The sequence below is a fragment of the Pseudoalteromonas sp. 2CM36K genome, from assembly GCF_023161865.1.
Lineage (GTDB): Bacteria > Pseudomonadota > Gammaproteobacteria > Enterobacterales > Alteromonadaceae > Pseudoalteromonas > Pseudoalteromonas tetraodonis.
The window spans coordinates 56,706-83,228 of record NZ_JALNTK010000004.1 but is presented as its reverse complement, the minus strand read 5'-3'; the positions used below and the strand labels follow the sequence as shown (position 1 = coordinate 83,228).

At 39.0% G+C, this 26,523-nt stretch carries 23 protein-coding genes and 4 pseudogenes; 15 read left to right on the top strand and 12 right to left on the bottom strand.

What is annotated here, in order from left to right; genetic code table 11:
• Positions 1-75 precede the first annotated feature (75 nt).
• Positions 76-1,467 carry a lysine-sensitive aspartokinase 3 gene (lysC, locus tag MTN97_RS03595; protein ID WP_248473703.1) on the top strand — a complete coding sequence of 464 codons (1,392 nt, stop codon included), beginning with the start codon at positions 76-78 and terminating at the stop codon, positions 1,465-1,467.
• Here the strand turns inward: lysC and MTN97_RS03590 are convergent.
• The gene (locus MTN97_RS03590) at positions 1,444-2,202 is read right to left on the bottom strand and encodes a 4'-phosphopantetheinyl transferase superfamily protein (RefSeq protein WP_248473740.1); all 759 of its coding nucleotides are present in this window, start codon (positions 2,200-2,202) and stop codon (positions 1,444-1,446) included. The genes lysC and MTN97_RS03590 overlap by 24 nt on opposite strands.
• Before the next feature lie 166 nt (positions 2,203-2,368).
• Here MTN97_RS03590 and MTN97_RS03585 point away from each other — a divergent pair, with 166 nt between their 5' ends.
• Positions 2,369-3,691, top strand: coding sequence for a sodium-dependent transporter (locus tag MTN97_RS03585; RefSeq protein ID WP_138626938.1), 1,323 nt, complete (start codon positions 2,369-2,371; stop codon positions 3,689-3,691).
• Between the two features lie 95 nt (positions 3,692-3,786).
• Here the strand turns inward: MTN97_RS03585 and MTN97_RS03580 are convergent, their stop codons facing one another.
• Together MTN97_RS03580 and MTN97_RS03575 are read right to left on the bottom strand one after the other, a co-directional pair.
• Complete coding sequence (locus MTN97_RS03580; protein ID WP_036982411.1) at positions 3,787-4,767, bottom strand: 2-hydroxyacid dehydrogenase; 981 nt, start codon at positions 4,765-4,767, stop codon at positions 3,787-3,789.
• Positions 4,768-4,855: 88 nt separating this feature from the next.
• Positions 4,856-5,398: a glutathione peroxidase gene (locus MTN97_RS03575; RefSeq protein WP_036982413.1), complete on the bottom strand. Its 543-nt coding sequence runs from the start codon at positions 5,396-5,398 to the stop codon at positions 4,856-4,858.
• 120 nt (positions 5,399-5,518) lie between these two features.
• On the opposite strand from MTN97_RS03575, the gene MTN97_RS03570 reads away from it, so the two are divergent.
• Entirely contained in the window at positions 5,519-6,400 is an 882-nt protein-coding gene (locus MTN97_RS03570; protein WP_058154791.1) for an NAD(P)-dependent oxidoreductase, read from the top strand.
• A 224-nt stretch (positions 6,401-6,624) separates the two neighbouring features.
• On the opposite strand, the gene sbcB is transcribed toward MTN97_RS03570, so the two are convergent.
• Complete coding sequence (gene sbcB / locus MTN97_RS03565; protein WP_248473702.1) at positions 6,625-8,070, bottom strand: exodeoxyribonuclease I; 1,446 nt, start codon at positions 8,068-8,070, stop codon at positions 6,625-6,627.
• 249 nt (positions 8,071-8,319) lie between these two features.
• Here sbcB and MTN97_RS03560 point away from each other — a divergent pair.
• Positions 8,320-9,131, top strand: a pseudogene (locus tag MTN97_RS03560) (alpha/beta fold hydrolase).
• A gap of 152 nt (positions 9,132-9,283) precedes the next feature.
• Here MTN97_RS03560 and MTN97_RS03555 read toward each other — a convergent pair.
• Positions 9,284-9,529: a hypothetical protein gene (locus tag MTN97_RS03555; protein ID WP_248473701.1), complete on the bottom strand. Its 246-nt coding sequence runs from the start codon at positions 9,527-9,529 to the stop codon at positions 9,284-9,286.
• 336 nt (positions 9,530-9,865) lie between these two features.
• Here MTN97_RS03555 and MTN97_RS03550 point away from each other — a divergent pair, with 336 nt between their 5' ends.
• From MTN97_RS03550 to MTN97_RS03540, 3 genes and pseudogenes are all read left to right on the top strand, one after another.
• A complete protein-coding gene (locus tag MTN97_RS03550; protein ID WP_248473700.1) occupies positions 9,866-11,164 on the top strand; it encodes a porin in 1,299 nt (432 codons plus the stop codon).
• Between the two features lie 182 nt (positions 11,165-11,346).
• Positions 11,347-12,192, top strand: a pseudogene (locus tag MTN97_RS03545) (HDOD domain-containing protein).
• A 207-nt stretch (positions 12,193-12,399) separates the two neighbouring features.
• Positions 12,400-12,810, top strand: coding sequence for a hypothetical protein (locus MTN97_RS03540; RefSeq protein ID WP_013465125.1), 411 nt, complete (start codon positions 12,400-12,402; stop codon positions 12,808-12,810).
• A gap of 74 nt (positions 12,811-12,884) precedes the next feature.
• On the opposite strand, the gene MTN97_RS03535 is transcribed toward MTN97_RS03540, so the two are convergent.
• Positions 12,885-13,784: a LysR substrate-binding domain-containing protein gene (locus MTN97_RS03535; RefSeq protein WP_248473739.1), complete on the bottom strand. Its 900-nt coding sequence runs from the start codon at positions 13,782-13,784 to the stop codon at positions 12,885-12,887.
• A gap of 124 nt (positions 13,785-13,908) precedes the next feature.
• Between MTN97_RS03535 and MTN97_RS03530 the strand changes: the two are divergent.
• From MTN97_RS03530 to MTN97_RS03520, 3 genes and pseudogenes are all read left to right on the top strand, one after another.
• Positions 13,909-14,360: pseudogene (locus MTN97_RS03530) on the top strand (DoxX family protein).
• A gap of 78 nt (positions 14,361-14,438) precedes the next feature.
• Positions 14,439-15,389 carry a glutathione S-transferase family protein gene (locus MTN97_RS03525; RefSeq protein WP_069439567.1) on the top strand — a complete coding sequence of 317 codons (951 nt, stop codon included), beginning with the start codon at positions 14,439-14,441 and terminating at the stop codon, positions 15,387-15,389.
• A gap of 29 nt (positions 15,390-15,418) precedes the next feature.
• Positions 15,419-16,126, top strand: coding sequence for a pirin family protein (locus MTN97_RS03520; RefSeq protein WP_069439566.1), 708 nt, complete (start codon positions 15,419-15,421; stop codon positions 16,124-16,126).
• A 72-nt stretch (positions 16,127-16,198) separates the two neighbouring features.
• Here the strand turns inward: MTN97_RS03520 and MTN97_RS03515 are convergent.
• Positions 16,199-16,681, bottom strand: a pseudogene (locus MTN97_RS03515) (methyl-accepting chemotaxis protein); the annotation flags it as partial.
• A 361-nt stretch (positions 16,682-17,042) separates the two neighbouring features.
• Here MTN97_RS03515 and helD point away from each other — a divergent pair.
• Positions 17,043-19,175, top strand: coding sequence for a DNA helicase IV (helD, locus tag MTN97_RS03510; RefSeq protein WP_248473699.1), 2,133 nt, complete (start codon positions 17,043-17,045; stop codon positions 19,173-19,175).
• Between the two features lie 37 nt (positions 19,176-19,212).
• On the opposite strand, the gene MTN97_RS03505 is transcribed toward helD, so the two are convergent.
• Positions 19,213-20,382: an MFS transporter gene (locus tag MTN97_RS03505; protein ID WP_036982433.1), complete on the bottom strand. Its 1,170-nt coding sequence runs from the start codon at positions 20,380-20,382 to the stop codon at positions 19,213-19,215.
• A gap of 316 nt (positions 20,383-20,698) precedes the next feature.
• The gene (locus tag MTN97_RS03500; protein ID WP_248473698.1) at positions 20,699-21,646 is read right to left on the bottom strand and encodes a sodium-dependent bicarbonate transport family permease; all 948 of its coding nucleotides are present in this window, start codon (positions 21,644-21,646) and stop codon (positions 20,699-20,701) included.
• Between the two features lie 124 nt (positions 21,647-21,770).
• On the opposite strand from MTN97_RS03500, the gene MTN97_RS03495 reads away from it, so the two are divergent.
• Entirely contained in the window at positions 21,771-22,715 is a 945-nt protein-coding gene (locus MTN97_RS03495; protein ID WP_069439561.1) for a LysR family transcriptional regulator, read from the top strand.
• Positions 22,716-22,839: 124 nt separating this feature from the next.
• On the top strand, positions 22,840-23,256 hold the full coding sequence (locus MTN97_RS03490) for a hypothetical protein (protein ID WP_248473697.1): 417 nt from the start codon (positions 22,840-22,842) through the stop codon (positions 23,254-23,256).
• A gap of 339 nt (positions 23,257-23,595) precedes the next feature.
• Here the strand turns inward: MTN97_RS03490 and MTN97_RS03485 are convergent, their stop codons facing one another.
• Positions 23,596-23,754, bottom strand: a complete 159-nt coding sequence (locus tag MTN97_RS03485; protein WP_248473696.1) for a hypothetical protein — start codon at positions 23,752-23,754, stop codon at positions 23,596-23,598.
• A gap of 181 nt (positions 23,755-23,935) precedes the next feature.
• Here MTN97_RS03485 and MTN97_RS03480 point away from each other — a divergent pair, with 181 nt between their 5' ends.
• Positions 23,936-24,439 (top strand): DUF962 domain-containing protein, encoded by a 504-nt coding sequence (locus MTN97_RS03480; protein WP_248473695.1) that lies wholly within the window; start codon positions 23,936-23,938, stop codon positions 24,437-24,439.
• A 25-nt stretch (positions 24,440-24,464) separates the two neighbouring features.
• Positions 24,465-25,256 carry an SDR family oxidoreductase gene (locus MTN97_RS03475; RefSeq protein ID WP_248473694.1) on the top strand — a complete coding sequence of 264 codons (792 nt, stop codon included), beginning with the start codon at positions 24,465-24,467 and terminating at the stop codon, positions 25,254-25,256.
• 155 nt (positions 25,257-25,411) lie between these two features.
• Here MTN97_RS03475 and MTN97_RS03470 read toward each other — a convergent pair whose 3' ends face one another.
• Positions 25,412-25,957: a DUF7010 family protein gene (locus MTN97_RS03470; RefSeq protein WP_076922284.1), complete on the bottom strand. Its 546-nt coding sequence runs from the start codon at positions 25,955-25,957 to the stop codon at positions 25,412-25,414.
• Between the two features lie 324 nt (positions 25,958-26,281).
• Positions 26,282-26,461: a DUF6435 family protein gene (locus tag MTN97_RS03465; RefSeq protein WP_036982442.1), complete on the bottom strand. Its 180-nt coding sequence runs from the start codon at positions 26,459-26,461 to the stop codon at positions 26,282-26,284.
• Positions 26,462-26,523: the final 62 nt, after the last annotated feature.

The following is a 26,523-nucleotide window of genomic DNA, read 5'->3' as shown; positions in this document are numbered from 1 at the left end:
AGATTTTTCTTATCTTTATTTCCTGCCAAGTTCTTCTTGTTTTATTGCGGTTTGGATGCCGCGAAAGGAGACGAAATGACTACCCAATCAGTGCCACAAAGTTCACAGTGCACAAAATCAGATTACATTGTTGCCAAATTTGGTGGCACCAGCGTTGCTAACTTTGAGGCGATGAGCCGTTGTAGCGAAATTATCGTAAACGATAAAAATGTACGTATTGTTGCAGTAAGCGCCAGTGCCGGAGTGACCAATCATTTAGTGGAGCTTTGCAAAGCGGGTATTGAAGCCGCTAAGCGCCAACAGCATATTGATGGTGTACTTGCGATTCAGCAGGCTATTTTAAATGACCTGTCGTTAGATGATGATTTAGCCCTTGGGTTTAATCAAACGCTTGATGCATTTCAAACGTTGGCGGCACAAACACTCAATACTGAGCAGCAGTTCGATGAGCTACTTAGCTTTGGCGAGCGTTTATCGTCGTACTTATTTACCCAAGTACTAAGGTTAAAGGGTTTAAATGCCACTCGTTTTGATGTGCGCCAGGTGCTTAAAACCGATAGCCAATTTGGTAAAGCAACACCAAATGTGGGCGCCACAGCGCAAGCCGCTAAAGCACATTTAATTCCGCTGCTTGATGATAGCGTTATTGTGACCCAAGGGTTTATTGGTAGCGATGCAAACAATTTAACGACCACGCTCGGTCGAGGTGGCTCAGATTATAGTGCTGCACTGCTTGCTGAGGCTATTAACGCTAAAAGTGTGCATATTTGGACTGACGTAGTGGGTATTTTTAGCACCGATCCTCGTTTGTGTGTAAAAGCCACTCCTATTGCGCGTTTAAGTTTTGATGAAGCAGCAGAAATGGCGACCTTTGGCGCTAAAGTGTTGCACCCAGCTACAATTTTGCCTGCCAGTCGCAGCCATATTAATGTGTTTGTTGGCTCAAGCACAGAGCCAGAACTTGGCGGTACGTGGATTGAACGTGAAAAATCGCAGCTACCTGGTATTCGTGCGGTAACGCAACGTAAAAATCAAATATTATTAACCCTTAAAAGCCCAGAAATGTTATTAGCCAGTGGCTTTTTAGCGCGTATATTTACTATTTTAAGTGAGTGCAATATTTCGGTAGATTTGGTCACCACCTCTGAAATTAGTGTAGCAATTACCCTTGATAATGCGCCTAATGCATCACGCCCAGAGCTAGATCAAGCATGTTTAGATAAGCTTGCTGAATTTTGCCATGTATCGGTTGAAAACAATTTAACGCTGGTGGCATTAATTGGCTCTGAAATTGTTTTGCGCCAACATGAAATGAATTTAATGAAAGTGTTAAGTGATTTTAATATTCGACTCATTTGCCATGGTGCAAGTAAACATAACTTGTGCTTTTTAGTTGAGCAAAGCGAGTCTGATGCCGTGGTTCAAGCGATTCATAGTCGATTACTAGAAAGTGATTGCGCTGCGTAAATCGTTAATAGTTATTATTGAGCACCGCCAGTCGGTGCTTTTTTTTGCCACAACGCTAATATCAAACATGTCGTTATGTGCTCCAACCACGGTATTGCTACAAGCTGTAAGCTGAGTGTTATTAAGTTCGTTAAACACATTAGGGCTTAATAATTGAGCAATGGGGCGGCTGGTGGCTTTAGCCAGCGCTTCTTTTAATGTCCAAATCCTAAAAAAATGATGTGCTTGAGTTGTTATGTTATCTGAATCGATTATTAAGCTCACTTCGGCTGGATGGTAAAAGTGTTTAGCGAGTTTATTAAAAGGGCGCTTTAAATTAATTTTTTCAATATCAAAGCCAAATTGAGTTGATGCTACATTTAACGCTGCACCTACAAAACCATGAGAATGAGAAATACAGCAACTGATAACGCCTGTTGTATTTTTAATATGTAATTCTAATTTACTGTTATCGGGGTTAAATTCAGAACTAATATCACACAGCTTTAATGATGCATAAGAAGAACAAGCGGTTTTTACTAGGTATTTAAGCACTAAACGTGTGGCTAAATATTCTTGTTTAGCTTGTGGGTTTTTACGCCGATTAATAACATTGAGCTCAAAAGGGCTTAAATAGTGGGGTAAATCAAATTCACCCACATTGAGGGTGGTCGCGTTAAGCAACGCAATGCAATGGCTGTTATTTGCTAAAGCGGGCGTGATTTCTAGCTGGTTTTCAAAGTAAGTTACACTCATCATTGCTCGTTATAAATGACGACCGATTACATATTTATTACCCAAAGCTGGATAGTTTGTGAGCGGTTGTTAGTTGTTGTGAGCGCTAAGTACATTTTTATTACTCAGTCGCTCTTAAATATGGTTTAATTCGCATTCGTTAAAATAATAACAGATTTGTAGGTGTATGGCACAAGTGCGTGATGGTTTTCAAAGTCGACTAGGTTTTGTATTGGCAGCAGCCGGTGCAGCGGTAGGCTTAGGTAATATATGGGGTTTTCCTACGCAGGCTGCTAATCATGGTGGCGGCGCATTTTTACTGGTTTACTTTATCGTTATTTTTTTGCTGGCGTTACCTGCTTTGTACACCGAGCTGTATTTAGGTTACAAAGCCCAAGCTAACCCTGTTAAAGCACTAAGCCAAGCATGGCAAGATCACGCCCCTAAAGTGGGAGCCGCAGCAGGCTATATTGGCCTTGCCGGTGCCATCGTTATGTTAAGTTTTTACTCAATTGTGGCCGGTTGGATGCTTTCCTACGCTATAGAGCCTATAAGTAGCTTTTTTGGCTTGCAGAGCTTGAGTGAGTTTTTACATAGTGACTCTATGTTACGTAATTTTATTTTTACGCCGCTTATGCTTATTCTAACCGCCAGTATTATTTTAAAAGGGGTGAAGTCGGGAATAGAAACCTGGTCACGCCGTTTAATGCCGCTTTTACTTGTTCTCCTCATTGGGCTTATTATTTATATTGCAACGTTAGATGGCGCAAGCGAAGGGTTTGCTGCCTATTTAGTGCCTGACTTTAGCAAAATACTCGACCCTGATTTAATTATTGCCGCAATGGGGCAAGCGTTCTTTTCGTTGTCGCTTGGGGTAGGCTGTATGATGATTTACGGCTCATATTTAAAACCCGGAGCTAACTTACCAAAATTAACCGCAAGTGTTGCGCTACTTGATACCAGCGTGGCGTTTTTGGCGGGCTTATTAATAATTCCGGCTATTTATGTTGCCCAGTACAATGGCGTTGAAGTATTTAATAACGGTAAATTAATTGGTGAGGGACAACTTATTTTTGCCATATTACCTGAGCTATTTGGCACTATGGGTGAAATTGGTTTATTGGTTGGCTTATTATTTTTTGTATTGATGTCGATAGCTTCAGTTACCTCAACTATTTCGTCAACTGAGATCCCTGTGGCATTTTTGGTTGAAAACCACAGTGTAGATAGAACCAAAGCAACATGGGCAGTCAGTGCTGTTGTGCTTATTTGTGCCAGTACCATTATTTTAAACTTTGATTGGTTGTTTGGTTTAGTGATTATGGTATTTACCCAATACCAATTGCCGTTAATGGGGCTATTTTACTTTATAACGGTAGGCTGGCTATGGCAACGTGGTAATAAGCTGCACAAGGCAAGTAGTGGGCCGCACTATTGGTTTGCACAATATATTCGCTTTGTGTGTCCTATACTTATGACCTTAGTATTTGTAAATGTAGCGTTTGGTTAAAAACTTTTAAACGCGAATTTAAAAATGCCGTTTTAAAAAGCGAACTATTGGGAGTCACCCGAAAGTTCGCTTTTTACAGTTTAAATGACTTGATATTACAATACTTGATTGGTTAGCGTTTGCCCTTGAGCAAGCTCGTTTGCATTTTGTAATGTTATATTAGCGATTTCGGTTAGAGCTTCTTGAGTAAAAAAGCCTTGATGCCCTGTTATTAACACGTTTCTAAAACTCACTAAGCGAGAAAATATATCGTCTTGATTTATTTCTTCACTGTGGTTTTTAAAAAACAGCTCTGATTCTTGTTCGTACACATCAAGCCCTAAATACCCCAGTTTTTGTGATTTAAGTGCTTTAATACACGCTTGGCTGTTTACCAGCGCACCGCGCGAAGTATTAATGAGCATGACCCCGGTTTTCATTTTATTAAATGCAACGTCATCGATTAAATGATGCGTATCTTCGCTCAGCGGGCAGTGCAGTGAAATTATATCGCTTTGGGCAAGTAGGGTATTTAAATCGGTAATAGTGTAATTGCCTGGTTTTGCAAAAGGGTCACACACTAAAACGTTAGCGCCAAAACCATTTAAAATGTTACACAGTGCCAAGCCTATTTTACCGCAGCCTATAATACCTATGGTCTTGTTATGTAAGTTAAACCCAAGTAAGCCATTTAAATCAAAGTTGTCTTCGCGTACGCGGTTATAAGCTTTGTGTGTTTTACGGCTGAGGGTAAGCATAAGGGCAACACAATGCTCCGCGACTGCCTCAGGGCTGTAGGCGGGTACGCGTAATACGCTTAAGTTATGCTGTTTGGCAACGGGCAAGTCAACGTTATTAAACCCCGCACAGCGTAATAAAATAGCGCTAACACCCAATGTGGCAAGTTGCTCAATTACCGCTTTATCAACAGAATCGTTGACAAATACGCACACAGCGTCAAAGTTTTTAGCTAATATTGCCGTCTGCGCCGATAAACTTTGCTCAAAATAAGTAATAGTGATGTTAGAAAAGCCATTTAAACTTTGCTCAAAAAAAGGGCGCTCATATTTCTGAGCACTAAAAAAAGCAATATCCATTAACTAGCTCCAAGTAATCAATTATTTTATTACCATAAACTATTCTTACTATAGATGCTTCACTCTTGTTGTTTTAATTACGACAGGATTATTTTAATACAGCCGAACGGACTCCTAAACGAGCGGTCGTCGGTTTTATAACGGGCACTGATTCTAAGCAGCTTGTTATTACATTATGTAATGACTCCGGTTTAGTTCGCGGTGCATAGCGAGCAACCAGCTGCCCTTGTGCATTAACTAAAAACTTAGTGAAGTTCCATTTTATTGCTCGGTTTTGTGCAATACCCCTTGTATGAGATTTTAAATAACTAAACAGTGGATGCGTATCTGGGCCATTTACCATGACCTTATTAAACACCTCAAAATTAATTGAAAAATGTTTTTGATAATAGTCTTTAATGGCCATTCCCTCTAATGGCTCATTTTTATCAAATTGATTACACGGAAAGGCTAAAATAGTAAACCCATCGTTTTTGTATTGTTGATATAGCTTTTCTAGCGCGCATAATTGCGCAGAAAAATGACATTTACTGGCGGTATTAACAATAAGAACCGCTTTTCCTTTTAGCTGACTCAAAGAAAAATCATCGTTATTACAAAGTGGTGCGTTAAATTGATAAATACTATCCATAGATTACCTACCTAATTTCCGTATGAGGGAAATTTTAAAAGACTTTCATTCGCTTTTTTTGCGGCCGATTGACATAATCGAGCTTATGTTTCTAAGTTATCAGTTAAATAGGTCATTTTTATGTCAGTTAAAATTGCATTTATAGGTTTAGGCGTAATGGGTTACCCAATGGCGGGGCATTTAGCAAAAGCAGGGCACAGCGTATGTGTTTATAACCGCACAGCAGCTAAAGCACAAAAATGGGTTGAAGATTTTAACGGCAGTTTTGCACCTACCCCGCGTGAAGCTGCAAGCGGTGCCGATATGGTATTTATGTGTGTTGGCAATGACGACGATTTACGGTCAGTGGTATACGGCGATGATGGCGTTTTAGCTGGTATGGACAAAAACACGATTTTAATCGATCACACAACTACTTCTGCTGAGGTAGCGCGTGAAGTTGCGGCAAAAGCGGCTTTACAGCATATCGACTTTATTGATGCGCCAGTATCAGGCGGTCAAGCAGGTGCTGAAAACGGGGTGTTAACCGTTATGGCCGGTGGCAACGAAACGGTATTTGCTAAAGCACAACCTATCATGGCGGCGTTTAGCCGTTTTAGCCAGTTATTAGGGGAAGTTGGCTCAGGGCAATTATGTAAAATGGTCAACCAAATTTGTATTGCTGGTGTAGTGCAAGGGTTAGCTGAAGGCTTACATTTTGCTAAACAAGCAGGGCTTGATGGCGAAAAAGTAATAGAAACCATTTCTAAAGGCGCAGCTGGTTCGTGGCAAATGGAAAACCGCTACAAAACAATGTGGGCAGGCGAGTACGAATTTGGTTTTGCTGTAGATTGGATGCGTAAAGATTTAGGTATTGCACTCGATGAAGCTAAAAATAACGGTGCAACGCTGCCAATGACTGCAACGGTCGATCAATACTACGCCGATGTACAGGCACTTGGCGGCGGCAGGTACGATACCTCAAGTTTACTAGCGCGTATTGAAGCACTGCATAAAAAGTAATGTAATTGGTAAAAGTAAACTGTTCACAAAGAGGCTAAGAGACGCTGCGTTTTTAGAGAAAGTGATACACATAAAAAATGAATGTTGTTTTTATGTTTTTCTCATTTACTCCTATAGTACTTCTCTTTGTGGGATTAACTTTCGCTTACCTAACTATATACAAAAAACGCGACACTTTTTGCTAAAGTGTCGCGTTTTTCATGGGTTATATACACTAAAGCAAATTACATGCTTTGCGCGTAGTTATACAGCGCTTTTAAAATTGTAAGATTTTTTTCACTGTCGTCATGTTCATGCGCTAGGTTTTCAAGAGTGATCATAAAATCTTGCGCGCTGATTGATGGCTGATCTTCGCCATGCATTAACTTGCTTTGGCAATATTGACGCCATTGATCAAGCTCTTGCTGGTTTAGCGTTTGTGGCCAGTTACGGGCGCGGTACCTAAATAATAAAGTATTGAATTTAGGGTCTTCAAATTCAAGCTTTAAACTTGCCAAGTCTTCAGGTTTTGCATCACGAATAATCGCAAATTTGGCTTTATCAGCATGGCTAGTAAAGCCATCATATAATAAGTAATCCACGTTTGTAGTGGCGCTGAAATCGCCTTGCTCATTAAATACCTCAGTGACTTTATCGCGAAGCTCAGTATTGGCTTTTAAAATGGCTAAATTAGCCAAGCATTGCTCGCGGTCAATACCCAAGCGAGCAGCGTTTTCAGGCAGTAGCGTTTTAGCTGGCGCTAAAATAGGGCACTTGTTTAAATGCACCAATTTTAAACCTACGGGTAAATCACCCTCTGCTAAATCTATACGTTTGGTGTATAAACGCTTGCGTAGCTCTTCTACATTTAAATCAAGTAATACCTGTGGGTTTTGGGTTAAATCAAAACAAATAACTGCGTTTTTATTAACAGGATGAAAGCTCATAGGTGCCACCCACGTGGTACAACCCTGGGTTGCTGGAATACGCGACGATGTATGCACTAATGGGGTCATGTTAAACACGTCCACCAATTCAACAAGGGCTTTTTTATTGCGCAAACTAAAAAAGAAGTGATACAGCTTAGGTTGCTTTTCTTTTATTAATTTAGCCAGTGCAATGGTAGCCGTTACATCACTTAATGCATCGTGCGCAGCGGCATGTTCAATACCATTAGCGACAGTTAAATGCTCAAGTTTAAAACTTGGGCTGCCATCTTCTTTTAATGGCCACTCAATACCCTCAGGCCGAAGTGCATAGCAGGCACGCACTAAATCTATAATATCCCAACGACTGTTATTGTTTTTATATTCACGCTCATATGGGTCGTAAAAGTTACGATAAAAGCTATATCGGCTTACTTCATCATCAAAGCGAATACTGTTATAACCAGCCACACAGGTATTGGGCACGCTAAATTCGGCATGAATTTTAGCAATAAACTCAGCCTCAACTAAGCCTTTTTGCATCGCAACTTGTGGGGTAATACCAGTAATTAAACACGCCTCAGGATGCGGTAAATAATCCGCTTGAGGCTTACAGTACTCAATAAGCGGCTCGCCAATAATATTTAAATCAAGATCGGTGCGTACACCGGCAAACTGACTCGGCTTATCCTTTTGCGGGCTTGCCCCCCAGGTTTCGTAGTCGTGCCAATAGATTGTTGCTTGATTTTGCTCTTGATAAGCCATTTAAACACCCTATAAGTTAGCTTGAAACGGTTGGTATTCCGCCAAGTTACTAAATTTATGAATTATTTAGATTATGGCATAGGGTCACAGAGGTTTATAGGTTTGAATAAGGAAATCTATCAGCCAAAACATGATTTAAGCATGATTGATGTGATTATTTATTTTTAAGGGTATGCGTTAGAGAATTTATTTATAAACATAGTGCTTAATGTTATACACTTAAGCTAACTACTAATTAGCTTTAACAACATGAAACTAATAATAAAAACGATTCTATTTGGGTATTAATCACCTCAAGCGTTGTGTTTGCTGAGCTTGCTAAAGTGCAAGTAAATGGCTTTGATATTGAATATGAAATGGCGGGTAGTGGTAAACACACTGTTTTACTTGAGGCAGTTGGCTCTGCCGGTTTAAGTGATTGGGAACCCATTTATAAAGCGATTACCAAGCATGCAAAAGTAATTCGTTATTCTCGAATTGGCAATGGCGGCTCAGCGCAAATAAAGAAAAACTATAGCTCAGAGGAGTATGCTGCTGAGGCTTCACTATTACTTAAAGCATTAAAAATTGAAGAGCCGGTGATTTATGTGGCGCATTCTTATGGAGCTTATATCGCAAGAGTATTTGCAGCAAGCTAGCCTGATAACATTAAAGCGTTAATGTTAATTGAACCCGCCTCAGAGCATGATGTTGATATTATGCGTAAGATTGATTTATCGCGCGCTGAAAAAGAAATTGCCGCGATAAAACGTGATGATATGAAAAACGGTATGTCAAATCAGTATGTAGACTTTTGGTCTAAGCGACCTTTGCCCGATTACCCACAAATAGCTGATATTCCTGTGACGGTTATTGCCTCAGTTAAAAAGTATGAAAATCCGTCGGTGTTATTTTTTACTGATAAAGGGCGTGAAATGTTGGGAGAACTGCATGCAAACTGGGCTAATGCTTTTCCTCAAGGTGAGACAGTGCTAACCGGTAAAAGTTACCACTATCCACAAAATGATGAGCCAAGAATGGTAAACGCGCAAATCCAAAAATTGCTAAAGCGTACTCATTAAATAAAAAGCTAAGGCAGTTTTTTAGATTGTTTAATCAGTTTAATTAAAATGATAGTGAGTACCGCTGCTGGAAGTAACCAAATAAAATCACTCATTGTTGTAACTTCTTATAGTAATTCACTTAAGCTTTAGTGTTTAAAAATAAAGTTAGATCAAAACTTTGGACACAAAGCGTGGCTAAAGCCTTTTTCAGTAAGCAAAAAGGTAGCGCTGGGTGTTGAAAATATATACTCCTCATGAATAAGAAAGGCAATAGTGCCTTTAATTTCTTCACTTTGTTGATCTGAGGCATCGCTAATTACTTGTTTAGGATCTAACTGACTTGGGCTTGGAAAATTATTATAAAGATGCTTAAAAATTAACGTAGCAATGGTGTTAAAGGTATCGTTATTTTTCATTTTTTGAGAGTCCTTAATTTATATATGTAGCAACAAACTGGCTGTTTTAAATATGATTTTTAAATAATAACACATTAAAAATAGGTACATGATCATCCTGCTATTTTTTAAGCTTTAATTTTGCTAGCTGCTGCTTTCATTTATTAAAATGATGATTAATTGTTATGCTTACCCCGCTAAAAAGTAGTGTGTGTGTTGCGCAAAATCATAAAGTGTAATTGAAGAGTTGTAAAAATACGTTATCATTGTAAAACAACATGTAAAATCAAGCAGGTACTTAGCTCACGCTGACCAAGTTCGAGTTAATAACATCAACAAGGCAAGCAAGGACAAATTATGACACCTATGAAACCTTTAGCACTGGCAGTGGCTATGGTTGTTTTTTCACATCCGGCACATGCAGATACAGATCTTGATAAAGTAAAGCAGCAATTAAGCAGCTTACAAAAACAAGTGGAAATGCTGCAAAAGCAACTTGCAAAAGCAGAGCAAAAAAGTGAAAAATTAATCGAGCGCACCATTGAACAGAAAGAAGATATAGCTGAAGTTAAAGTAGCTAAACATGAACACAAGCCTCAGGGAATTAAAATTGGCGGTGCTGTTCGAACCAACTATAGCCACACCTCGTATGATGACGATAATAAAAATCGCGGTGGCGATTTTGATTTTGATATTTTTCGTCTAAATTTCTCAGGCGATGTGGGTGATGTAAAATTAAACGCTGAAATTCGCTTTTTTGATTATATGACCGCTGTTAAATACGCTTATGCAGCTTACGATTTTGCTGATGATTGGCAAGTTCAAGCAGGTATTACTCAGGTTCCTTTTGGTAACTGGCCATACAACTCACATAACTACTTTTTCAGCACTAACTATTACGTTGGCCTTGAAGACGACCACGATTTAGGGGTGTTATTTAAGCGTAAAATTGCCGATAACTGGCAGCTTGATTTAGGCTTTTTCAAAAATGATGAATTAGGTGGTGTTGATGGTTATGTAGATAACCGCAGCGATCGCTATTCTTACGACATTGTTGGTTTTAGAGAAGCCGGGGATGGTGTTTACGCTGAGCCGACCAATCCAATTGGTGAATATAATACGTTCTCAGGTCGTTACGGCTACCACCTAGAGCATGAGGGTGGTAAAACTGAAATTGGTGTGTCAGCGCTTGCTGGTGGCTTGCATGATGGTGTTGACCGCGCAGGTGACTACAACGCGTGGGCATTACATTTAAACAGTAATATGGGCCCTTGGAACTTGCAATTACAACATGGCGAATACAACTACGATATTGATAACGTAAACCGTATTGCTGTAGGCGCTTACTCGTTTTACGATAGCATGGCAGCGGAAGCAACTATGTCGAGTGCAAACGTAGCATACAGTGTGCCGGTGCAATGGGGCGCAGTAACAAACTTACAGTTTTATAATGACTACAGCGCTATTTACGACAAATCAGACAACAGCAAAGATACCTGGATGAACGTAACCGGTTTCTCGGTCGCTGCAGGTGGTTTATTTACATACTTTGATTTAGTTCATGGTAAAAACATGCCGTTTGTTGGTGGTTCATTAGCGGGCGATAGCAGCGAAACTGAACGCCGCTTCAACATTAATATTGGCTATTACTTCTAATAAGCTAGTATTCAAAGCACACGTCTATATACCGGGCGTGTGCTGCTTTGGTTTTTAAAAATTATTTTACCCTACCAATTTCAGCACCTACAAATTGATAAATCTTTAAGCAACTTCTAGTATAAAAGCTCAAATGGAATTAAATAAATAATCCATATAGCTTAGCTGGAGGCTAGACATCGATGTTTGTCGTTAATGAGCAGGTATTATCAGATGTAAATAAAAACTTTATTATTCCCCCAAAACCGCAAATTTTAAATGACCTTGAATTATTAGCATCTGCACAAGAGCCCTCGCTTTCAGACGCCGCAGAAATCATTGCTAAAGATGTGGCTATAGCGTCTGCTATTTTAAAAATTGTTAATTCACCCGCTTATGGCTTAGTACGTAGTGTGTCTGATATTAAACAAACCATCATGTTTTTAGGTTGAAATGGCATAGAAGCACTTATTCCTGCGCTTAAATTAAAGCAAATGTTTTTACAAAAAACATGTTGTATTAGTTTAGAGCGTTTTTGGGATAACGCGTCTGAAATTGCTAATGTAAACATGACTGTTGGACAGCGAGTAAAAAATAAAATTCCAGTTGAATACTTATACACTCTCGGTTTATTTCATGATTGTGGCATAGTTCCGATGGCGATTAAATATGACGACTACATCAATGTGCTGCATGGTTCAAATAGAAGCAGTAAAGAAAGTTTAGTTGATATTGAAGATCGTGTTTATGGCGCTAACCATGCCATTATCGGCTATTACTTAGCATCGAGTTGGCATTTACCAAGAGATATTTGCCAGCTTATTTTACGCCATCATGATTTAAGTTTACTTGAGGATACATCCGATCCTAATCAACAGCTCTGTTTTTGTGTATTAAAGCTCTCTGAAAGCATAGTAAATAGTATTTTACGTGATGAAAAAATTAAAGATTGGGAGCGCCTTGAACCGTTTATACTTAAAAAGTTAAATATGTCTGAAGATGAATATATTGATTTACAAGAAGAAGCTATTGAATACTTAAATCAGTAAATAATCAAGCCGGGTTTGCAGCCTAGTTAAACGAGCGGTTATTTGTCGCTTTTATTAAAACGAATATGCTCAGTTTAATTAGACTAAAGTCTATAGGTTAGTTTTTTTCACTTATTGGTTTGTTTTTAATCGTTTGTCGAGATTAAGTAAACACTCTAAAGTTTAGTTGTCGGCAACAAGCACGACTAACCAAATAGGAAACTAATCATGAAACGCTCACTTATCAAAACCATCGCTCTTGGCTCTTTATTAACTTGCTCAGCTGCTGTAATGGCTGATCAAAGTGACTACAAGTTAATGGTTATTGAAGAGGCTGCAACAGCCCCACAAGAATTCGAAGTTGCATTTAACAGTTGCGCATTAAATGTAAAATCAAAAAACTACAGCCAAGCTGAAGAAATTTGCTCAAAAGCAATTACATTATTACAGCAAAGTACAGGCCCACGTTTTAAAGTACGTGAGCTGACTTCATTTGCTTTAAGTAACCGCGGTGTTGGCCGTTTAATGGCTAAAAACGAAACCGCAGCGTTATCTGACTTTTACGAAGCACAGCAAATATCAGGTAACGAGTTAGTGTCGCACAACTTAACACGTGCTAAGCAAGATCTTGCTCTATAACATCTATTAGTGATTAAAAAAGCCCATGCTAATTTTGTTAGCATGGGCTTTTGCATTTATGTAGTTGGCTTATTTCATGTCTGTAAATTATTGTCGATTAAAAGTTGAGTCAATTTTTTTAATCCTTTACCTTTGTTGGTTATTTTCCATGCAAGGTATAAGTCTTGAATAGGACGTGGTTCAATGAGCTCCACAACATGAAGTGTTTTAGCTTTAATATGTTCAGCAATAAGGTTTACTGGTAAATAACCAATCCCGATTCCCGATAAAATAGCGGTAATTTTTTGTTTTACGGAGCTTACATAAAAACGTTGACTACCTTCGATTAAATTAGCTGACCACGGAATACTTTGTTTTGCAGAATCATGAACTATCACAGTGGTGTATTGACCAAGAACACTAGGCTTGATTGGTTTTTGCTCTTTTGCTAAAGGGTGGGATGGGTGAACCACAAGTACATTTTGAATATCCGTTATTTTCACTGCCCTGATCCCTTTTTGAGCAGGCACGGGGGCGGGTGCACCAATCACTAAGTCAACATTGTCTTCTATTAATGCCTCCCATGTACCGCTCATGACCTCTTCTTTTACATCAATTTCAATGCTTTTATGTTCAATTAAAAATTGTTGCAAAGCAGCAAAAATATTAGTTACGTCAATAATTGAGTCACAAGCAATCCGTATTCTAGGCTCCCAGCCATTAGCAATGGTTTGTGTTTGCTCCGATAAATTATTTATAGCATTGAGCACTTTACGCCCCTCGCTCAGTAAATGTTTACCTGCGGGGGTTAAAACTGCTCGCCGACCTTGGCGCTGAAACAAGGTTACATTTAATTGCTCTTCAAGTTTATTAACAATATACGACAGGGCTGATGGCACTTTATTAAGTTGTTCTGCAGCGGCTGCATAACTGCCACGATGCTCAATGGCGTCTAATACCAGTAAAGCTTCTATGCTAATAGGGGGTGTATTCATCATCATACCAAATATTAACTGTTCAAAATATTTGAACATATAAAGCAAATAATAGGAGTTATTTAATTTTAATTCAACTTATACAATAGCTGCATAATCAACAAAAACAATACAGGTAAACATTATGACGATTAAAAATATCACAGCTGCCATCACAAAAACTGAACAGTCTTTTGCAACTCTACCATTAAGGCTTATTGCAGGATTAGTGTTTAGTGCTCATGGGGCACAAAACTGTTTGCATGGTTTGGTGGCTATGGCTTGGAAGGTACAGGGCAATGGATGGAGTCGATTGGCTTAGCACCGGGCTATTTAATGGCATTAATGGCGGGTGGCGCTGAATTTTTTGGTGGATTACTACTCATCGTTGGTTTGCTGGTGCGTCCTGCGAGTTTTGTTCTGGCTATCACTATGGTGGTTGCTATTTTTACCGTACATATAGATAACGGCTTATTTATGAGCAACAACGGTTACGAGTTTGGTTTATCGTTGTTGGCAATTACCTTAGCCTTATTTATTCAAGGAGCTGGAAAGCTATCCCTTGATGGAAAAATTCATAACAAATTAAACCAATAAGCTGATCATATAACTGATTGAACTTTAAGCTGCCAATCTGCGTAAGGTTGGCACATTCTACATACTTAGGAGACGGACATGGGATTACTTGTTAACGGTGAATGGGTCGATAAATGGTACGACACCGAAAAAAGCGACGGTAAATTTGTACGTCAAGACAGCCGTTTTAGGGATACTATTTCATCAGCGCCACAAAGCAAATTTCCCCCTGAGGCGGGGCGTTATCATTTATATGTATCGCTGGCGTGCCCATGGGCGCACAGAACGATTATTTTTCGTAAATTGAAGCAGCTCGAAGATATTATTTCTATGAGCATTGTTGAAGCGCCAATGATGGAAAACGGCTGGGAATTTGGCGAGCAGGGCGATCCACTTTATAACTTAGATTACGCCTATCAATTATATTTAAAAGCCGATCCTAGTTATGAAGGGCGGGTTACTGTGCCGATTTTATGGGATAAAAAAACGCAAACTATTGTAAATAATGAATCAATAGAGATCATTCGTATGCTTAATAGTGCGTTTAATGAGCTAACTGGCAATACTGATGATTATTATCCAGAACCACTTCGTGAAGAAATCGAAGCCGTGAATAACCGTGTCTATAACACCATTAATAATGGCGTATATAAAGCCGGTTTTGCTACTACACAAGAGGCTTACAACGAGGCTTACACCGCACTATTTGATAGTTTAGACTGGCTAGAAGCGCGTTTAGCTAAGCAGCGCTATCTCGTTGGTGATGTTATTACAGAAGCTGATTGGCGTTTATTTACAACCCTTATTCGCTTTGATGCGGTGTATCACGGGCATTTTAAGTGTAACCGTCAAAAATTAAGCGAGTTTCACCATATTAGCAATTACGTTAACGAGCTGTACCAAGTACCGGGTGTTAAAGAAACCGTCGATTTAGAGTACACAAAGGTGCATTACTATGTAAGCCACTTAACGATTAATCCAACACAAATAGTACCGCTGGGTGCAAAGCATCATTTTGATGCTCCACACGACCGTGAACGTCCATATTAATTAATGTTTATTCTTTTTGAGGAAAGACCATGATCAATCATTATCCAAAGAATAGCTTAGGCAGTGCCGATCACGGTTGGCTTAAATCTAAACATCATTTTAGTTTTGCACATTACTATAATCCAGCACGTATGGGCTTTGGTACATTACGCGTTGTTAATGATGATTGGGTTGCACCTGAAATGGGATTTGGAGCGCATCCACACAAAAATATGGAAATTATTAGTTTCATACGCAGTGGTGCCATTACTCATCAAGATAGTATGGGTAATAAAGGTATAACCGAGCAAGGAGAAGTGCAGGTAATGAGTGCAGGCACAGGCATTGTGCATTCTGAGTATAATCGTACCAATAAGCCTCTTACTTTTTATCAAATTTGGATTCAAAGTAATAAACAAGATGTGCCGCCGCGTTGGGAAAGTAAAAAATTTCCGACCGACGTAGCTAACGAGCTTACGCTTTTAGTATCGGGTTATGCAGAAGATGCGGGTAACACATTATTTATCAATCAACAAACACGCATTTATGGTGGAAAGCTTGCAAAAGGTACCACCATCACTCAGCGTATTGATCATCAAGCTTATGTACTTGCATCTGATGGTGTATTTACTGTAGATGACAAAAACAGTGTAATTACCATGAACAAAGGGGATGGTGCTGAGGTTACTCATGCTGATTTTATCACGCTAACTGCAACAACAGAGTGTGAAATAATTATTATTGATACACTAGCCTAGGCTATTCGGCTTAGTTGGGTTTATCTTAATGGCGCAGTAAACGCTGCGCCATTGTTTTACAAGCTTACAACACTATACCTTAAAGCTATCTACTTGCGATTTCATTTGCTTGTAAAGCGCTGATATATTTTTTGACTGCAGTGTTATTTGCTCAGAGGTTTGTTTCATTTGTGCTGACTGTTCTTTTAACGATACCAAATTTCTATTAATCTCATTTGCTACATGGGATTGTTCTTGTGTTGCTTGTGCGGTTTCGGCCGACATTTGCTGCACTTTTTCAAAGGCGTGAGTTAGGTTGCTAAAAATACTAATAACGGCATCAAAATTACTTAGTGTGGCATTAGCATTTGTTTGACTGTTTTTAAAAGAATCTGATGACGCTTTTACATTGTTATTTAAGCGTTGGATCATTGTATCTATTTCATCGGTGCTTTGTTGTGTGCGGGTAGCCAACATTCTAATCTCATCAGCGACAACGGCAAAACCTCGGCCTTGCTCACCAGCTCTGGCAGCCTCAATCGCGGCATTTAACGCTAATAAGTTAGTTTGTGAAGCGGTCTTTGACTTGTTCAGCGTTTTCTGAAAACTCTGCTTTATTGGTCTCATTATCGCCTGTGGCACTGAGTAGATTTTTCAGTGCAATACGTGCTTGGTATATGTCTCTGTCAGCATTTAAAATAACGGTAACGGCTTCAAAAAAAGGTTTCGGTTTGCCTTTTCATCGCGTTGTCTTGTATGTAGAGTAAATATTAGTCACAGTAGGAAGTTATGTTAAGGAAATAGATAAATTGACTGGTTGTTTTTTGTTCTACTTTAACGCGTTGAAAATTTTACCGCCAGATTTATTATCCTTACAGCGCGTATTACCTTAAAATAGCGTTAATTGGTTCATTTTTATAAAGGAATTCTGCTGTTAATGAATTCTATTTTCCCCAGCGTATTTGGCCGCCTGTTTACCCCACACCTCGCTGTTGATATTAATCAACAAGGTTTAGTCATTAACAACAAAAAGCTCACAGATACACTGAATTGGTGCGATTTAACCTCGCCTATTTGTTATGAATATGGGGTGCTTGGACAAACACTACGTTTTTCAACACAGTCTGGGCAGTATCGAGTGTGGATGAGGGCGTATGGCAGTCACCGAATACTTAAAGCCAAGACGGATCAGCTATGGGTCACTAATAATATTGAACCATTAAATGAGCTGCTAGAAAATATTAACCAATTTGCACATCATCAATTTTTGCGTCAATCCTATGTGGCAGATATAAAACAGCGCGTTAAACAACAATACAACCGCTGGTTACCTTGGATAAAAAAGAGTGAGGCATTGGCAGTCGTTAGCACGCAAATAAAACTACTCGAACAATATAGTCAGTGGAGCGATTCATTAACTCGCTTTTTACAGCATAAATACACACAGACACAGTTGCAGCGTTATGCTGGTTTTTTCGATAACGTTGAAGCAAACCCACTTACTGAAAAGCAAAGACGGGCATGTATTATCGATGACGATAATAACCTCGTATTAGCCGGAGCCGGCACAGGTAAAACCAGTGTAATGGTGGCGCGAGCGGGCTATTTAGTTAACAGTGAGCAAGCTAATTACGATGATATTTTATTACTCGCCTATGGTAAGCAAGCAGCCAGTGAAATGGACGAACGTATTAAAACTAAGCTGAAAACACAGGCTATAAAAACCGCCACTTTTCACAGCTTAGGTTTAACAATTATTGGTGAGGTTGAGAGAAAAACGCCTAAAATATCTAAACTTGCTGAAAACGAAAAAGCTAAAATAAAATGGGTTGAAAGGTGTTTTGAATCGCTTGCTAATGCTAAGCCACAGTATGCTAAAGCATTGGTAAACTATATAAATAACAATCTTAATGACGTTAAAAGTGGGTTTGAATTAAGCACTGCAAAGCCTAATCATATAGCGCTTCTAAAAGAGATAAAAGCTGGCGGTTATTTAACCAAAGTAGCGACATTATTTAGTCAATTAATTAGCGTGTATAAAACAGCAAATATAACGCTTGAGAACGATTCAAAGCAGATACAGCAGGCTTGGAAATTATTAAAGCCATTATTAGCCAACTATAACCATTATTTAGATACTCAAGGTGAAATAGACTTTGACGATATGATCCTCAAAGCCCTCGATTATGTTAATACAGGAAAGTTTATATCACCTTGGCGTTATATCATGGTTGATGAATTTCAAGATATATCGCCTACGCGTGCGGCGTTGGTTAAAGCGCTGCGCGATAGTAAGCCTAGAAGCTCATTGTTTGTAGTAGGCGATGACTGGCAAGCTATTTACCGTTTTAGTGGTGCTGATATGCGCCTTACCACAGAATTTGCCGCACATTTTGGTTTTACCACACAAACCATATTGGATGTTACGTTTCGTTTTAATAATAAAATTAGTGAGGTTGCTTCATGTTTTATCATGAAAAACCCTGCCCAGTTAGCTAAGCAAATTAACTCGTTATCACAAGTGACAGAGCCCGCTATTAGCGTATTAAAAACAGCGAATGTTGTCTCAAGCAAAAATACAAAAATAGCTGAGCTTAATAATGGGGCACTTGCCCATTTACTCGACACTATCAACAAAAATAAGCCCGCTGTTGTGTATTTACTGGCACGCTATCGCTTTCAGTTACCTACTAAAGCCGATATTAACGCCTTGCAGCACACCTTTGCTTCATTACAAATTGAGTGTGATACCTTTCATGGTTCAAAGGGTAAAGAAGCCGATTATGTAGTTATATTAGGTATGCATGGCGGGCAATTTGGATTTCCAAGCACTCAGCCATCGCCTGCAATGTTAGAAGCTCTCTTACCCGCTAAAGATTTGTATGCCCATAGCGAAGAGCGACGCTTATTTTATGTGGCGCTCACTCGTGCTAAACACAAGGTGTTTATCATAAGTGATGACAACAACCGCAGCTGTTTTGTTGACGAGCTCATAAACGAGCATCAAATTGAGCTAAAAGAGTTAAAAAACATAAGCAGTACAGTGTTAGCGCAGGTAAAAACCGCTTAGTGGCAAACGAATAAGCTTAAGCGGTTTATCGCGTTAGTTAACCTGCAACAGGGGTGTTACCTGTAGGTATTTTTTTCATACTTTTTATGAGCATATAAATACAGGTGGTAATTAAACAACCACCTAAATAAATAAGCACACCATGGCTTGCATCAGAAAAATGTGTTGCCAACAACGGGCCTAATACAGAGCCGACACTGTAGCTGAGCAGCATTATTTCAGTGGCTGACACTATTTTTGCCATAGGTAAGGAGTCACACGCTAAAGTAATTGCAATCGGATAAAGTGCAAAACTACACGCACCTAATACAAAGTAACTTACAACTAATCCGCCAAAGCTATGTGCGTTTAATATTCCCATTACGCTGGCAGCACCAACAAAACAAAAAATAGCCATAAGTAAGCTTTTTATAATACGGGTTGATAAATAACTCACTAAAGGTTGCACCAGCATACCACCTAAAATAATCACCGCCATAAGTAAGCCGGTATATTGGGCTTGATCAGTTTGCGCGGCTATATAAACTGGTAATAACCCGTAAATAGGGCCTAGTAATAATCCCGATACTAAACAGCCTAAAATAGCAGGGCGGCTTAGAGTTTTTAACTCTTTAAGTGGCAGCTTTTGTAATTGCTGAGCATTAGGTTGGCCTGTGGTAATTAATAATGGAGCTAAAATAGCCAACGCCAAAAGGGCTACGACAAATAAATACGGTACGGCACCTTCAGTGCCAAGCGGTGTGATTGCTAATTGCCCCACAGCGCTGCCACCATATAAAGAGGTCATATATAAACCTAAGCGTTTAGCTCGCGCCTTAGGAGTATTTGCCATTAACAACCACGACTCAACCACGACAAATACTCCCGCAACAGCAATACCAGCAATAAAGCGAGCAGTTAACCACATAGTGGCTGTAGGGGAAATGATCTGTGCAATAACACTGATGATCAGCAACATTAAAAATGCGATAAATGCCATACGGTGGCCAATTTTTACTACCACACGCTCAATACACAGCGCGCCAATAAGTAAACCAAAATAAAAGACGCTGGCAAGCCAAGGCGCAAGATCAATACTTAACTTAAAAGCACTCAGTGATAACGGGATTAGGCTCATTAAAAAGCCCGAAGCAATAGCAAAAAAAGATAAACCAATAACAGGGGCTAAAGGATTATTTGATTTACTATTAGCGGCAAGTTCCACCATTAGATTATTCCGATAAAAAGGGTTTAAATAATTGCTGATTTAGGTGTGATAGTGGCGCGATTATTTGAAGCAGATTAATTTGGCTGAGAATTTATGCTGCTTTTTATACCAAGTAAAGTGTTTTTTAATTGCTCAATCAAAAATAATTTTTAAAATGTTTTTTACGTAAACTAATCGCTTAATTGCAATCTGATTGTAGAAATAAGTTAGCGTTTTTGTTTTATATTTGTTGAGTTTTTAAAAAGGGTAATAACTTAATAATGGCGGGGCATAGTTAAAAAATAAAAGCCCATGTTGGGCTTTATTGGTGTTTATTTTAGTGCATGGCAAGCGCAAGCTTATGGTACAAACCAATACCAACAATCACATTAAACGGAAACGTTACCCCTAAAGAGCTCAGCATAGCTAGGCCAATATCAGCCTTGGGAACAGCTGCTTTAATCGCTGCAGGGGCTGCAATATAGGACGCACTAGCCACTAAGCTACCGAGTATCACCACCGAGCCTAATTCTAATTTTAATAGTGTGCCTACAGTTACGCCGATAGTACCTAAAAATAGCGGAGTGACAATAGCAAATGCAGCGAGTCTCCAATGCTGCCAAGGAAATGGGCGCAGAGTTTGCGCAGCCACTAAACCCATTTCAAGTAAAAATAACGCCAGTACTACTTTAAAACTACTGGTTAAAAGACTGGTTACTTGGCTGCCTTGCTGTGTGCCATACATCATTCCGATTATCACACCGCCTACCAATAAAATCACGCTTTTGTTAGTGAGTGTTTCGTGCCAAAGCGCTTTGAGCGACAGTGTATTACTTTGGCTATGTTGTTGGTCGAGTTTACGATACAGCATTAAACCGACAATAATGGCAGGTAATTCGAGCATCACTAAATACAGTGTAACCTCAGCACCTACCTCTAATTTAGCCGACTCTGCATAAGCCAATGCAACTGCAAAGGTACCTGCACTTACCGAGCCATAATGCGCGGCAATACTGGCGCTATTGGCCACACTGAGTCTAACAATATATTTTAAAATAGGGTAAAGAGTGAGGGGAATAAGGCCACCGAGTAACATAACCGAGGCCATTTCAGGAAGAAGCTGCCAGCTTAAGTTTCCATGCAGCACCATACCACCTTTTAACCCTATGGTGAGCATTAACAATAGACTTAGTGTGTCATAAGTGGCTTTAGGTATCGCTAAATCAGAACGTAAAATCCCCGCCACTAATCCTAAAATAAAAAACATTACGACGATATCAGGCACACTGTTCTCCTTTTTGTTATTAGTTACTCAATTTGTTAAGCGGCGCTATTGTAAACCTATCTTTGTATAGTAAATAATAAAATGAATGATAGTATCTTATAGATAAAAATCTATGAGGTGAGTAATGAACATAAGGCAACTATCATTTAGGCTACTCGAAGTCTTTATGAGTGTAGTTAAAACCGGCTCCATTAGCGAAACTGCTCGGCAATTGCATTTAACTCAGCCTACCGTTTCTTTGCAAATTAAGCGCTTACAAGAAGCCGTTAATGAGCCTTTAATTGTTATGCAACAGCAAAAATTACAGGTTACCGAGGTTGGCTTACAATTATTTAGAACTTGTGAGCAAGTGTTTGGCCACTTTGATGATTACCAAGACTATTTAGCCGAGCTTAAAGGCGGGGAGCGCGGGCGCTGTAAAATTGCCATGGTAAACACTGCACAATATATTTTGCCTAAGTTACTTGGGCCTTACAGTAATGCCCATCCCCATGTAGAGCTGCCATTAGAAATTGGCAACCGCTCTGCAGTATTAGCGCGTTTTGAACGTGGAGAAGACGACATTTATGTGTTTAGCCACCCACCATCACTTGAACATGCCCAAGCTGCGCGTTTTTTACATAACCCCTTGGTCTTTATTGTGCCGCTTGATCATCCGCTTGCCGATGTAAAAGCATTAACATTAGCTGATTTAATGCCATATCGATTTTTATTAAGAGAGCCAGGCTCTGCTACGCGTATGCTTTTTGAAAGCGAATTACAAAGCCGTGGTTTAGTCCTTAGCGATAGCGTGCAAATGGCCAGTAACGAAGCCATACGAGTTGCTGTTTCCTCGGGAATGGGGGTTGCGGTGCTTTCCCATCATGTATTACCAAAAGGTGATAACAGTTTTAAAGTGCTCAATGTAACCGACACCTGCTTAGCAAGCCATTGGTATTTTGTAGTGCGCACAGACAGGCATATTTCTCATGCTGCGCGCAGCTTTTTAAAATTTGCCCAGCTGAATTTAGAGCAATATCTCGATAAGCAATGGGTGCGTAATGAGCTAAATGGGCTTAATTTAAAATAAAGAGTTAAAGCGAAGCGAATAACAAATATAAGTTGGTATTAAAGTTGCTGTAGTTATTCCATACACGTATCTAAGTGAAAATAGTTAAAGATAGATATTTTAACGCAAAAATGGATTTGAGCTGATGACATCAATAACCTTTAAAAATCAATATAATACTTATGTTAGTACAATAAATAAACCGGCAAAAGCTAACAAAGTAGTGGCAACTTCTGGCCCTGTGGCAACAGCTAAAGCCAGTGATAGCGAACAAACACAAATCGCAAGCACTAAGCCACAAGACAAAAGCTTTTTAGAAAATGCGCAAGAGGCGCTTATTTATCAACGATTAGGGGTTGATAAAGAAACAATTGCTGAGTTAAAAGCTGCAATCGAAGCATTGGCTGAAAAACTCCAAGAGCAAGGTGCTGATATAGACACCATTAAAGAGCAGCTTGCAGAGTTACAAAAAATGCTAGAGCAAGAATACGAAAAAGGCACTGATCGAATGGTCATGCAACCTACGCATGAAAATGGCAAGCTTGTAACCGCGTTAGCTTAGATAACGACACGTTGCAAGCTCATTTACATCTGATTTTAAACAGATTTTAAGAATTATGCACAAATAGGCCAAAGAGACGCTGCGCTTATAGAGCAGTGATCTAAACCATAACTTTCATCTGCAACCAAAAAACCAAGCTTGGGCATATAAAAAGTATCAACATGCCTACACTAAGCAAGTTGCCTTTAAAGAGATTAAAGTCATCAAAAATTCTCTGCCACTTATATTTAAATAAATACCTACCCAAAAAATATCTAAACTAAGCATTATCATTAGCCACACTAAGCCTAGCTTTAAAGAATCTAGGTAATTTGCAGGGGCAACCCATGGCAGGGCTAACTAAGTTATAGCAAAAATAATGGCGATGCCTGAGAGTAAACTAAGTGTTTTAGCGCGTCGTTGCCCATATAATCGATGCAGAACTCGCACCCGAATGTTGCCATTAATTTTCTCGCCTAAAGCAAGTAATAAGCCTATGGCTAGGGCTTTTAATAACATGATGATTTCCTTAAATTACAAAGGCCAACAGTTAAACATTTATTTCAAATAGTTTACATCAATACCCAATTACGGAGCCATTAGTTAGCCTTTTAATTTATAACCATCGGTATTTGTTGTTATTGTGCGCACTTTTTTATAAGGTGAATTTTGCTTATAAAAATAACAACGGGATCAACCGATGAAAACTCTACAACAACAACTTGGCCAGTATGGCTTGTATCATCGTTCAAAGCGTAACGTATTAACTCATTTTTTTGGTATTCCACTCATTGTGTTTGCCGCTTTATGCTTACTCGCCCGAATTGAAATCCCTATTGCTAATTTTAGCATTGATGGCGCACAAATTTTTGTATTAGCCTCTGTGGTTTACTATTTCATGTTGAGCTTTTCGCTTGGTTTAATCATGGGAATTATTTTCACTTTATTACTGGTAGCTGCACAACCAATTGCTGCTATGGCTTTGGTGCCATGGTTAGCAATTGGAGTTGGGGTGTTTGTATTTGGCTGGGTATTACAATTTATTGGTCATTATTTTGAAGGTAAAAAGCCCGCATTTGTTGATGATTTAGTTGGCTTAATTATTGGCCCTTTGTATGTCACTGTTGAGCTGTTGTTTTTGATGGGCTTTTATAAAAATTTAGAACAGCAAGTGAATGAAATAGCGGGCCCAACTAAAGTATAATCAGTTAATAAATATAAGGTAAACTATGGATTATAATAATAAAACAGTGTGGATAACCGGCGCATCATCAGGTATTGGTGAAGAACTTGCAAAACAATTTGCAGAGCAAGGTGCAAAGGTTATTTTATCAGCGCGAAATACCGATAAACTCAACCAAGTAAAAGACGAGTTAAAAGGCGAGGGGCATCGTATTATCCCGCTTGATTTATCAATGCCTGAAACCGTTTTGCACGATGTTTCAGCACAAATAGACAGTTTAGGCCCGATTGATATTTTAATAAATAACGGCGGTGTATCACAACGTAGCTTATTTTTAGAAAACGACTTTAAAGTGTATCGCCAACTTATGGAAGTAAACTACTTTGGCTTAATTGCACTCACTAAAGCGGTATTACCTTCAATGGTAGCGCGTAAAAGCGGCTCTGTAGTGGCTATTAGTAGTGTGGCAGGCAAAGTAGGATCTAAGTTCAGAACCGGATATTCAGGCAGTAAATACGCTGTGGTAGGCTTTATGGATTGCTTACGCGCCGAAGTGGCGCAGCACAACATACATTGCTTAACTATTTGCCCAGGCTCCATTAAAACGGCTATTGCCCATAACTCATTAAACGAGCAGGGAGAGGCACAAAACAAATCTGAGCCTTCAATAGAAAATGGTATGAACGTAAATGTAGCCGCATCAAAAATGCTCACTGCAATCTACAATAAAAAGGATGAAGTAGTAATAGGTCAAGGGTTAAGTGGTTGGGCACCGTTTATAAAACGGTTTTTCCCTAGTTTATTTAATCGCTTAACCGCCAAGGTAGAATATAAATAGGCTGAGAATTAGTGAACTGTTAGCAAAAATTTAAGTTAAATTTGTGCCGACAGTGTACTGCTATTTTTTAAATAATGGAGACGTTAAAGTTAATGATGCATAGTGTTAAGCTAAGAGTATCTTTATCTGTAACTTTCCTTTTAGATAACAATTCGTTACGAGACTTTTACTGCTGACTCTTTTGATTTATTGAAGATCACAATAGAAAATATAACTTCTGTTATGCCGCCAACAAAAGCACCAATGACGAAGTTAGCATTTAATAATATACAAACTACTCCCGCTAGCATAAGCACAGCACCTAAAAGCCAATAAACTTTTACACCATATAAAGTATTAAAAATTAAATAACGCACACCTATTGCCAACAGCATTATTGGATAAAACCATTGCAGATGCAGCTTAGAAACATAGAAGGCGAGGAAAAAACCAACAAATAAAATAACGGTACTTTCTAAAGCAAGTTTGCCTAATGGGTTTGTGGAGTCATGTTGTCCAGGGCGCTTAAGTACTTTTGATAGCAACATAGCCAGCGGGTGTATAAACATACCACCAATAAACAGGGTAAGCATACTCGCTTTAGTTGAGTACAGTACTGCAATTAAACCAGCACAACACCAAACTAACCCAGAAATAACAACACCTGTTGCGCCACCAAAATAGGCGAGATCCATGTCTTTTTGTGCTTGCTTAAATTCCATAAATACCCCGTGACCTAAAAGTGGATATCCCTCAAACAGAGGAAAGTAATTATTGGTTAATAATTCCACTAATTAACTTTAATGTAAACAACTGATTATGCGAGAAATAAAATGGCTTTTGAGTGTCGCACCAATAGGGCTGTAATAACGTGATGGGGGAAATGCAAAGTGAACTTATAAGAAGTGTATTTAATTTTACTTAGTTGGGTAAATGTTTATCGAAGTTATTTAGTCGGGGAAATACAAACCCCGCACTGTTAATGCGGGGGATAAATTTAAACTTATTTGTTTAATGTTTAATGTTTAATGTTTAATGTTTAATGTTTACTGGGCCTTTTTGGCTTCGAGCGCTTCTATTTCATTCCAGATTTTTTCAGCCTCGTCGGTTAACATAGCGTAGCTTTTTATATCGCCTTTTCTTTGCGCTTGCATGCCTTGTTCTAATTTTACGTCGTATTCTTTACGTAATTTTTTGATTGGATCTGGCTTTAAAAATGAAAACATCAACACCCTCGTTGTTAATTAGCTAGTTACAGTAACAATACGCAGTGAAGACGCAAAAAGTT

Excerpts from the sequence above, each read along its gene's own strand:
- lysC (WP_248473703.1), top strand. The coding sequence starts at position 76 with ATGACTACCCAATCAGTGCCACAAAGTTCACAGTGCACAAAATCAGAT.
- MTN97_RS03590 (WP_248473740.1), bottom strand. The coding sequence starts at position 2,202 with ATGAGTGTAACTTACTTTGAAAACCAGCTAGAAATCACGCCCGCTTTA.
- MTN97_RS03585 (WP_138626938.1), top strand. The coding sequence starts at position 2,369 with ATGGCACAAGTGCGTGATGGTTTTCAAAGTCGACTAGGTTTTGTATTG.
- MTN97_RS03580 (WP_036982411.1), bottom strand. The coding sequence starts at position 4,767 with ATGGATATTGCTTTTTTTAGTGCTCAGAAATATGAGCGCCCTTTTTTT.
- MTN97_RS03575 (WP_036982413.1), bottom strand. The coding sequence starts at position 5,398 with ATGGATAGTATTTATCAATTTAACGCACCACTTTGTAATAACGATGAT.
- MTN97_RS03570 (WP_058154791.1), top strand. The coding sequence starts at position 5,519 with ATGTCAGTTAAAATTGCATTTATAGGTTTAGGCGTAATGGGTTACCCA.
- sbcB (WP_248473702.1), bottom strand. The coding sequence starts at position 8,070 with ATGGCTTATCAAGAGCAAAATCAAGCAACAATCTATTGGCACGACTAC.
- MTN97_RS03555 (WP_248473701.1), bottom strand. The coding sequence starts at position 9,529 with ATGAAAAATAACGATACCTTTAACACCATTGCTACGTTAATTTTTAAG.
- MTN97_RS03550 (WP_248473700.1), top strand. The coding sequence starts at position 9,866 with ATGACACCTATGAAACCTTTAGCACTGGCAGTGGCTATGGTTGTTTTT.
- MTN97_RS03540 (WP_013465125.1), top strand. The coding sequence starts at position 12,400 with ATGAAACGCTCACTTATCAAAACCATCGCTCTTGGCTCTTTATTAACT.
- MTN97_RS03535 (WP_248473739.1), bottom strand. The coding sequence starts at position 13,784 with ATGAATACACCCCCTATTAGCATAGAAGCTTTACTGGTATTAGACGCC.
- MTN97_RS03525 (WP_069439567.1), top strand. The coding sequence starts at position 14,439 with ATGGGATTACTTGTTAACGGTGAATGGGTCGATAAATGGTACGACACC.
- MTN97_RS03520 (WP_069439566.1), top strand. The coding sequence starts at position 15,419 with ATGATCAATCATTATCCAAAGAATAGCTTAGGCAGTGCCGATCACGGT.
- helD (WP_248473699.1), top strand. The coding sequence starts at position 17,043 with ATGAATTCTATTTTCCCCAGCGTATTTGGCCGCCTGTTTACCCCACAC.
- MTN97_RS03505 (WP_036982433.1), bottom strand. The coding sequence starts at position 20,382 with ATGGTGGAACTTGCCGCTAATAGTAAATCAAATAATCCTTTAGCCCCT.
- MTN97_RS03495 (WP_069439561.1), top strand. The coding sequence starts at position 21,771 with ATGAACATAAGGCAACTATCATTTAGGCTACTCGAAGTCTTTATGAGT.
- MTN97_RS03490 (WP_248473697.1), top strand. The coding sequence starts at position 22,840 with ATGACATCAATAACCTTTAAAAATCAATATAATACTTATGTTAGTACA.
- MTN97_RS03485 (WP_248473696.1), bottom strand. The coding sequence starts at position 23,754 with ATGTTATTAAAAGCCCTAGCCATAGGCTTATTACTTGCTTTAGGCGAG.
- MTN97_RS03480 (WP_248473695.1), top strand. The coding sequence starts at position 23,936 with ATGAAAACTCTACAACAACAACTTGGCCAGTATGGCTTGTATCATCGT.
- MTN97_RS03475 (WP_248473694.1), top strand. The coding sequence starts at position 24,465 with ATGGATTATAATAATAAAACAGTGTGGATAACCGGCGCATCATCAGGT.
- MTN97_RS03470 (WP_076922284.1), bottom strand. The coding sequence starts at position 25,957 with ATGGAATTTAAGCAAGCACAAAAAGACATGGATCTCGCCTATTTTGGT.
- MTN97_RS03465 (WP_036982442.1), bottom strand. The coding sequence starts at position 26,461 with ATGTTTTCATTTTTAAAGCCAGATCCAATCAAAAAATTACGTAAAGAA.